This window comes from Calidithermus chliarophilus DSM 9957, from assembly GCF_000430045.1.
Lineage (GTDB): Bacteria > Deinococcota > Deinococci > Deinococcales > Thermaceae > Calidithermus > Calidithermus chliarophilus.
Genome location: NZ_KE387029.1, coordinates 25,637 through 31,946, shown reverse-complemented (window position 1 = coordinate 31,946; position 6,310 = coordinate 25,637). Strand labels below are relative to the sequence as shown.

Below are 6,310 nucleotides of genomic sequence, written 5' to 3'. Positions count from 1 at the left end.
GGGGGCCGGGGTGGGGGCCGGGCCGGGTGCGGGGGCGGGGGGCTCGCCGCGGTTCCAGGCTTCTTGCAGCCGCTCGGTCGAGCGGGCGATGTCGGCCACGCCCACCCCGAGCTGCTGGGCCATCTCCTGGATGGACTGGGCGAAGCGGGTCATGCGCGCCTCGCCCACCTGATCCATCGTCTCCAGGAAGTCGCGCATCTCCTCGCTCACCAGCCCGAGCTGGCGCGCGGCGTCCTCCCCGCCCATGCTCTCGATGAGCATCCGCAGCCTGAGCTCCACGCTATCCACGTCGCACCTCCTCCCGCAGCAAGCGGTAGTCGAGCCTCATGCGCTCGCCGGTGTAGCCCTCGCCCACCGCCAGCTCCCAGGCGTCCTCGCCCTCGACCTGCCGCGTGAACTCGGCCTCCTCCCGCGCGGCCTCGATGGGGTCGGCCTCGCCCCGCTCCATCAGGTCCAGCCGCAGCAGGGCCAGGGCCATCGGGGTGTGCACCTCGAGGGCGTCAAGCCGCATCGCCCCGCTGATCTTCAGCGCCCGATACCATGTCCTGAGCTTCTTCAGGTGCTCGGGCTCCAGCCACAGACTCTCGAAATCGGCGCTTCCAGTTGAGGAAGCCCTCGTAGGCCAGCAGCACCACCTCCTCGTCGCCGTCGCCCACCGCGCCGGGGGCCAGGAGCGGGAAACCCGCGTCGGTGTGGACGTACCAGCCCTTGGGGGCGGCCTTGATGGTGGCCTCGAGGGTGGCGATGGCGAGGACGTACTGCTGGGCCCGGAAGGGCAGCAGCTCGAGCTTGACCGGCTGCACCCGCCCCGCGTTGACCAGCTCCGTCACCCGCGCGCCGATGCTGATCTCGTCGAAGGCGGTGGGGTAGCGGAAGGTGAAATCGCCGTTGAGGTCGGGGTTGCGGGCCTGGGTGAGGGTGAAGTGCGGCCCCTCGGCCCGCACCACGCCGGGGCGGTACTGCGCTGGCTCCTTGGGCTCGTAATCCATGTGAAAGCCTCCAGGCTCATCCTGGAGGCTTCAAGGGGTCAGAGGTCGGAGGGGCTACTTCGAGAGGTTGTTGACCTTCAGCGCCATGATGGTCAGGTTCTCGGCCACCCGCTGGCTCACGCTCACGCTGGCGCTGTCGCCCACCACCTCACAGCCCACGACGCTCCACAGGTTGCCGTAGTCGCGGTCCTGGAAAGTGATCTCGAAGGGCGGCAGCTCGCCCAGCTCGAAGCGCCCGAACTGCGCGGCGGGCCCGCCCTGGCGGAAGATCAGCTTCGACACCGAGACGCGCACGCTGCGGCGGTTGTGGTTGATCTCCACGGGGTCGATGGAGCCCACCTCGTAGACGTAATCGGCGCCCGAGTCGCGGTTGACCTGGATGTTTTGCAGGCGCGCGACCACCTGCCCGCCGATCTTGACCACCGCGTGGTTGGCGTGTAGGGTCTTCTGGTCCTTGACGGTTGACATCTCTCACCTCCTTCCGCGGCTAGGCCGTGATCTTGATGGGCTCGAAGGTCGCTTCCCCGACGATCTGGGTGATCTCCCCGATGGCGCAGGCGCGGTAGGTCAGGGCCACCACGCTGTTGCCGTCGAAGACCAGCCGCAAATCGCTGTAGGGCGGCACGTCCTCGCCGGTCTCGGGGTGCTGGCCCGCGGTGAGGACGCCGTTGGGGTTGTTGGTGCCCCCGCTGCCCCGCACCTGGCGCAGCAGCGCGGCGTCGGCGTCGGCCAGCATCTGGCGCAGGTCGTCCTGCGAGGCCACCCCGCCCGCCCACTTCTTCAGCGAGAAGCGCATGTACTTGTTGAGGAAGAAGCGCACCCCGACGCCGTGCAGCTTGCGGCGCTGGGGGTCGAGGTCGGCCTGCCAGGTGGTGATGGCCTCGCTGACGCGGTAGGTCTGGTCGTCGGCGTCGTACATCACGCCGGTCACGCCCTTGGTGAGGTAGCGCTTGAGGGCGCGCTCGCTCTTGTGGACCACCCCCAGCACCTTGAGGGGCTTGTAGGTCAGGGGCTGGTCCCAGCCCAGCGCGCACCACAGCCCCGCCAGCATCGCGGCCACCCGGAAGGGGGGCAGCTCCTCGACCAGGCCGGTGCGCGGGTTGCGCCGCAGCACCGCGGTCCCCGCCACCACCGCGGCGTCGGTGTCGAGCGAGGCGGCCAGCTCGATGGCCTCGCTCTCCTGCGCCTCGGCGCTGGCGGCCAGGGCCTCGCCGGTGAAGAAGACCCGCTCGCGGCGGTTCACCGGGTGGCTCATGCTGCGGCAGTGGGCCGCGCCCATCGCCGCCACCGCCGGGTCGGGGGTGCCCACCAGCACGGCCTGCACGTCCTCGTCCTCGAGGGCGTTGAGGGCGTTGGCGTAGTCGTTGGCGGTGACCGCGGGCCCTTCGGTGCCGCCGGAGAGGTAGAGCCAGCCCGCGTCCAGGCCCGCCTCGGCCCCGCCCGCGACCGCCGCGCTCACGTAGCGGCTGCCCGCGAGCCACTGCGCCTGGGCCTCCACGCCCAGGTCGAGGGTGGCCTTGTTCGCGCTGACGGCCACCGCGCCCGCGGCGAGGCCGCCGGGGTTGAAGTTGCCGTGGCGGTAGAGCACCTTGGCGGTCCACGCCCCCGTCTCGTTGATGAGCTGGGCCAGCTCGCTGAAGGTCTTGACCCCGCTGCCGCCGATGAGGATGGTGCGCGCCTCCACCGCCACGTCGCTGGCGAGGGCCAGGGCCTTCTGACCGGCGCTGTCCTGCACCGTGACGGTGGGGGCGGCCCCGCTGCCCACGTAGCTGATCTCGAGGGCGGGCCCCAGCTCGGGGCTCTCCTCCGCCCCCAGCCCGTCGCCGGGCAGCTCGACGCTGAGGCGGCGCGCGGCGGCGTCGCCGGGCACGCTGTCGCGACGGACCCGGATGGCGTTGCCCTCCACCCCGGCGTGGGCGTCCTTGGCCGTGACGGTCAGGTTGCCCAGGTTGAGGCTGCCCTTGGTCGCGGCGTTGACCCGGTAGAACAGGATGTCGCTGGCGCCCCCCAGCGGGCTGGGGTCGGCGGCGTCGTTGACCAGCTCGAGGCCGACCCCGCCCTTGAGCACCCTGGCCGCCTCCGAGGGGGTGATCGCGGTGAACTTGCGCGGCGGGCCGCCCAGCGCGGGCGCGATGATCGCCAGCCGCTTGGCCCCGAAGGGGCGGGGGCGGTTGAAGCGGGACGTGTTGACCGTGTGGTACACGCCCGGCAACTCGGCCTGCTGCCCCTCTAGATTGACTCCGATGCCATTCATAACACCTCCTTTCCTCACGCTCAGGGCAAGGAGGGGTCAGAGTAAAAAATCAAAGGCCCCGAAGGGCCTTTGTCGCGTCGCCCGCGGCCTGTGGGCCCGTCTCAGACCGAGCTGCGCAGCAGGCGCTCGTAGGAGAGCATCCACTCGGCAGGGGTGCGGCGCTCGGTGGGGTCTTTGTGCCGCGCGCGCATGGCGGCCAGGGCCAGCTTGTCCAGCCCCGCCCGGCGCGCCCACTCCTCCAGGCTCACCGCGCGCTCGGGCTCCGCGGGGGCGGGGGTGGGGGCGGGGGCGGGGTCTTTTATCTTTTCCTTCGCTTCCTTAGCTTCCTTAGCCATGTCCACAGTGTGGGCGGGGGCGGGGGTCAGAGCCTAATCCTCGGGGGCCACCTCGAGCCCCTCGCTGACGCGCCAGGGCAGGGGGTGGGAGATGAAGCCGTCCACCTCGCCGTCGAGGGCCAGGGTGTGCCCGTAGAACACCGCGTCCTGGAAGTCCTGCATCACGTCGGAGCCCTGGAGCTTCACGTCCTCCCACCCCAGCAGCTCGAACAGCGAGAGGTCGCACACCAGCCGGTCGCGGAAGTGCCGCGCCAGCCGGTCGCGCTCGCCGGGGTCGCGGGCCAGGATCAGCACCTCGCCCACCGCGCGGTAGGTCACGGCCAGCTCCTCGCCCTCGGCCTGGCGGGTGTGGCCCAGGTGCCGCGTGGCGAGCACGTAGCGGGCCTTCGCCAGCACCACGGGGAAGGGGTGGCCCTCGTGCAGGCTCTCCTCCATCGCGACGAACACCCCGCCCTCGGCGTCCTGGGCGTGGTACTTCAGGCGCTGGTAGAGCAGGGGCTTGACCTCCAGGCGCAGCCGGTGGCGGGCGGTGCGCTGCGGCCTGGCCCGCACGCGCACCGCTTCGGAGTAGGCGCCCCCCTCGAGGGCGTAGAGGTAGTAATCCCACTCCTGGCCCTCGATGGCGTTGGCGTCGTCCCCGAAGGAGTAGGCGAACGCCTCGAGGTCGAAGACCTCGGCGTAGAGCTCGGGGTCGCGGGGCGGGTCGGGCCGCAGGTGGAAGGGGAAGGCGCCCACCCGCAGGGGGTCGCCCTCGAAGACCAGCCGGGCGGCGGGGTCGGTGGGCGAGGCGGGGGCCTGGCCCGCGGGCAGGCGGATCACCCGCACCCGGGCGGCGGGGGAGGGCAGGGAGAACAGCAGGTGCACCGCCCCGCCCTCGGGCCGGGGCAAGGCCATCGCGTCGCGGATCACCGGCGCTCCTCCGTGGTCGTGGTCGTGGTCATGCTCGTCATGCTCGTCATGCTCCTCCTATCCCGGCGAGGCGCTTGATGCGCTCGATGTCGAACTCCTTGGCCTTGGCGAGCACCTGGGGGGCGAGGTTCTGGGCCCAGCGGTACACCGCCTCGGCCACGCCCTTGCCGGGCCGGTCGGGGATCACCCACGTCCCCGCGGGGCTTTTCTCCGAGAGGGTGCGGAAGGTGAGGTAGAGGCTCGAGCGGGCGGCGGGGGTCGAGGCGTCGAAGCGCACCATCCCGGCCATGCGCTGGGCCTGGCGCTCCTCCACCCCCAGCGCCCGCAGCTCGCGCAGGGTCAGGCGGTCGCCCCAGGCGTAGGCGTTGCGCCGCACCCGCACCTTGGCGTCGTGCACGCTGGCCTCCTCGTAGTGGCCCGTCACCAGGCTGGGGGCCAGCTCGCGGGCCAGGGCGTACACGTCCTGGGGCATCTCCCGGCCCGAGTAGGCCCCCACCACCACGCTCTGGGGGGTGCCGTGGCGGTAGGGGATGATGAGGTAGAGCTTGCCCTCGGCGCTCCTGCGGGCCCTGTGGCTGCGCCGCAGCAGCTCGCGCATGTCCCAGCCCTTGGCGCCCCACTCCAGCGCGGGGGCGTGGGGGGCGATGGCGGGGTCGGAGAACACCCGGTAGTCGAGGGCGTTGACCTCCTCGAGCAGGATGCTCTGGAGGTAGGCCCCGCTCCACGGGCGCAGCCGGGTGCCGTCGGGCAGGGGCTCGTTGCCGCTGGCGTAGGATTTCCACTTCTCCTGCGCGCCCTGGGCCAGGCGGCGCAGGGCGGCGATTTGGTTGGGGTACAGCCCCTCGGCGTCGCCGGTCGCCAGCGCCAGCAGGCGCTCGACGCCCTCCAGCCCCGGCAGGTTCCCCACGCTGACCGCGATGCCGTAGCCCATGAATCTAGTTTCGGGGCGGGCCGGGGTCAGGGCCGGGGCCGGGCCCGGCGGGCGTCGCCCCCGGCTGGCGCTCGAGGGCTTCGAGCAGCCGCTCGAGGACTTCCAGCCGCTCGCGCAGCGCCCGGACGCTGGCGCTGCCGGTGAAGCGCAGCACCGCCGTCCCAGGGCGGTCGAGCTCTTCGCGGTAGACCTTCAGGCCCAGCCTGCTCTTGCGCTGTAGGTCAGGGGTGAAGGGGGCGAGCGCCAGCTCGAGGGTCTGCTCGGCGCCTTGCCCCGCGCGCAGGTAGGCCAGGTGGACCTGGCCCCGGCCCAGCGTCAGCACGACGGCTTTCCTCCAGCTCACAGGCTGCGCTCCAGGTCGATCCCCCGGCGGGCAATCTCCCGGCTGAGGGTCTGGTACTCCAGCCGGTAGCCCTCGCTCACGCTCGCCAGCAGCCTCAGCTTGGCCCGCGCCTCGAACAGCTCGTACTCCAGGGCTCGGGTGGTGGGGTCGTGGGCGATTTCTGCCTTGCAGCCCTCCTCGGTGAGCCTGCGCCCCTCTTCGGCCTTGAGCTTGAGGTAGAGCCGGGCGCGGTGCTGGGACAGGCGCAGCTCCTTGCCGTCCACGAGCACCTGCAAGCGGCCCTGCTCGGCGTGGGCGAAGGCCAGCAGCGCGGCCAGGTGGAACATGCGCTGCCCGAGCTGCTGGGGGGTGGCGAGGGTGATGTCCTGGGGCAGTTCCTCCAGGGCCTTGGCGTAGTCGGGGCCGGGCCGGGGCCGCGCCTTGGGGTAGGGCAGCTCGAGGCGCTGGAGGTAGCGCTCGGCGGCCTCGAGGGTGGCCTGGGGGTCGAGGGGCCGGGGCTCGGGGGCCGGGCCTTGCAGCACTTCCTCCAAAGCGGCGTAATCGTCCACC

10 protein-coding genes are annotated in these 6,310 nt (G+C 72.0%); all 10 read right to left on the bottom strand.

Annotation, left to right across the window (positions count from 1 at the left end):
• Positions 1–288 (bottom strand): hypothetical protein (locus tag MEICH_RS29650; RefSeq protein WP_027894457.1); only part of this gene is annotated, 288 nt, incomplete at its 3' end.
• On the bottom strand, positions 281–511 hold the full coding sequence (locus tag MEICH_RS0122410; protein WP_027894456.1) for a hypothetical protein: 231 nt from the start codon (positions 509–511) through the stop codon (positions 281–283). The genes MEICH_RS0122410 and MEICH_RS29650, both read right to left, overlap by 8 nt.
• Positions 501–989, bottom strand: a complete 489-nt coding sequence (locus MEICH_RS0122405; protein ID WP_027894455.1) for a hypothetical protein — start codon at positions 987–989, stop codon at positions 501–503. Before MEICH_RS0122405 ends, MEICH_RS0122410 begins: the two co-directional genes overlap by 11 nt.
• Positions 990–1,043: 54 nt before the next feature.
• Entirely contained in the window at positions 1,044–1,457 is a 414-nt protein-coding gene (locus MEICH_RS0122400) for a hypothetical protein (protein ID WP_027894454.1), read from the bottom strand.
• 19 nt (positions 1,458–1,476) lie between these two features.
• Entirely contained in the window at positions 1,477–3,243 is a 1,767-nt protein-coding gene (locus MEICH_RS26660; protein ID WP_084542486.1) for a hypothetical protein, read from the bottom strand.
• Positions 3,244–3,344: 101 nt separating this feature from the next.
• A complete protein-coding gene (locus MEICH_RS0122390) occupies positions 3,345–3,578 on the bottom strand; it encodes a hypothetical protein (protein WP_027894453.1) in 234 nt (77 codons plus the stop codon).
• A 33-nt stretch (positions 3,579–3,611) separates the two neighbouring features.
• Positions 3,612–4,487, bottom strand: a complete 876-nt coding sequence (locus MEICH_RS0122385) for a DUF4114 domain-containing protein (RefSeq protein ID WP_027894452.1) — start codon at positions 4,485–4,487, stop codon at positions 3,612–3,614.
• A gap of 46 nt (positions 4,488–4,533) precedes the next feature.
• The gene (locus MEICH_RS0122380; protein ID WP_027894451.1) at positions 4,534–5,418 is read right to left on the bottom strand and encodes a hypothetical protein; all 885 of its coding nucleotides are present in this window, start codon (positions 5,416–5,418) and stop codon (positions 4,534–4,536) included.
• 4 nt (positions 5,419–5,422) lie between these two features.
• Positions 5,423–5,761, bottom strand: coding sequence for a hypothetical protein (locus MEICH_RS0122375; protein WP_027894450.1), 339 nt, complete (start codon positions 5,759–5,761; stop codon positions 5,423–5,425).
• Positions 5,758–6,309 carry a hypothetical protein gene (locus tag MEICH_RS0122370; RefSeq protein WP_157202988.1) on the bottom strand — a complete coding sequence of 184 codons (552 nt, stop codon included), beginning with the start codon at positions 6,307–6,309 and terminating at the stop codon, positions 5,758–5,760. Before MEICH_RS0122370 ends, MEICH_RS0122375 begins: the two co-directional genes overlap by 4 nt.
• Position 6,310: the final 1 nt, after the last annotated feature.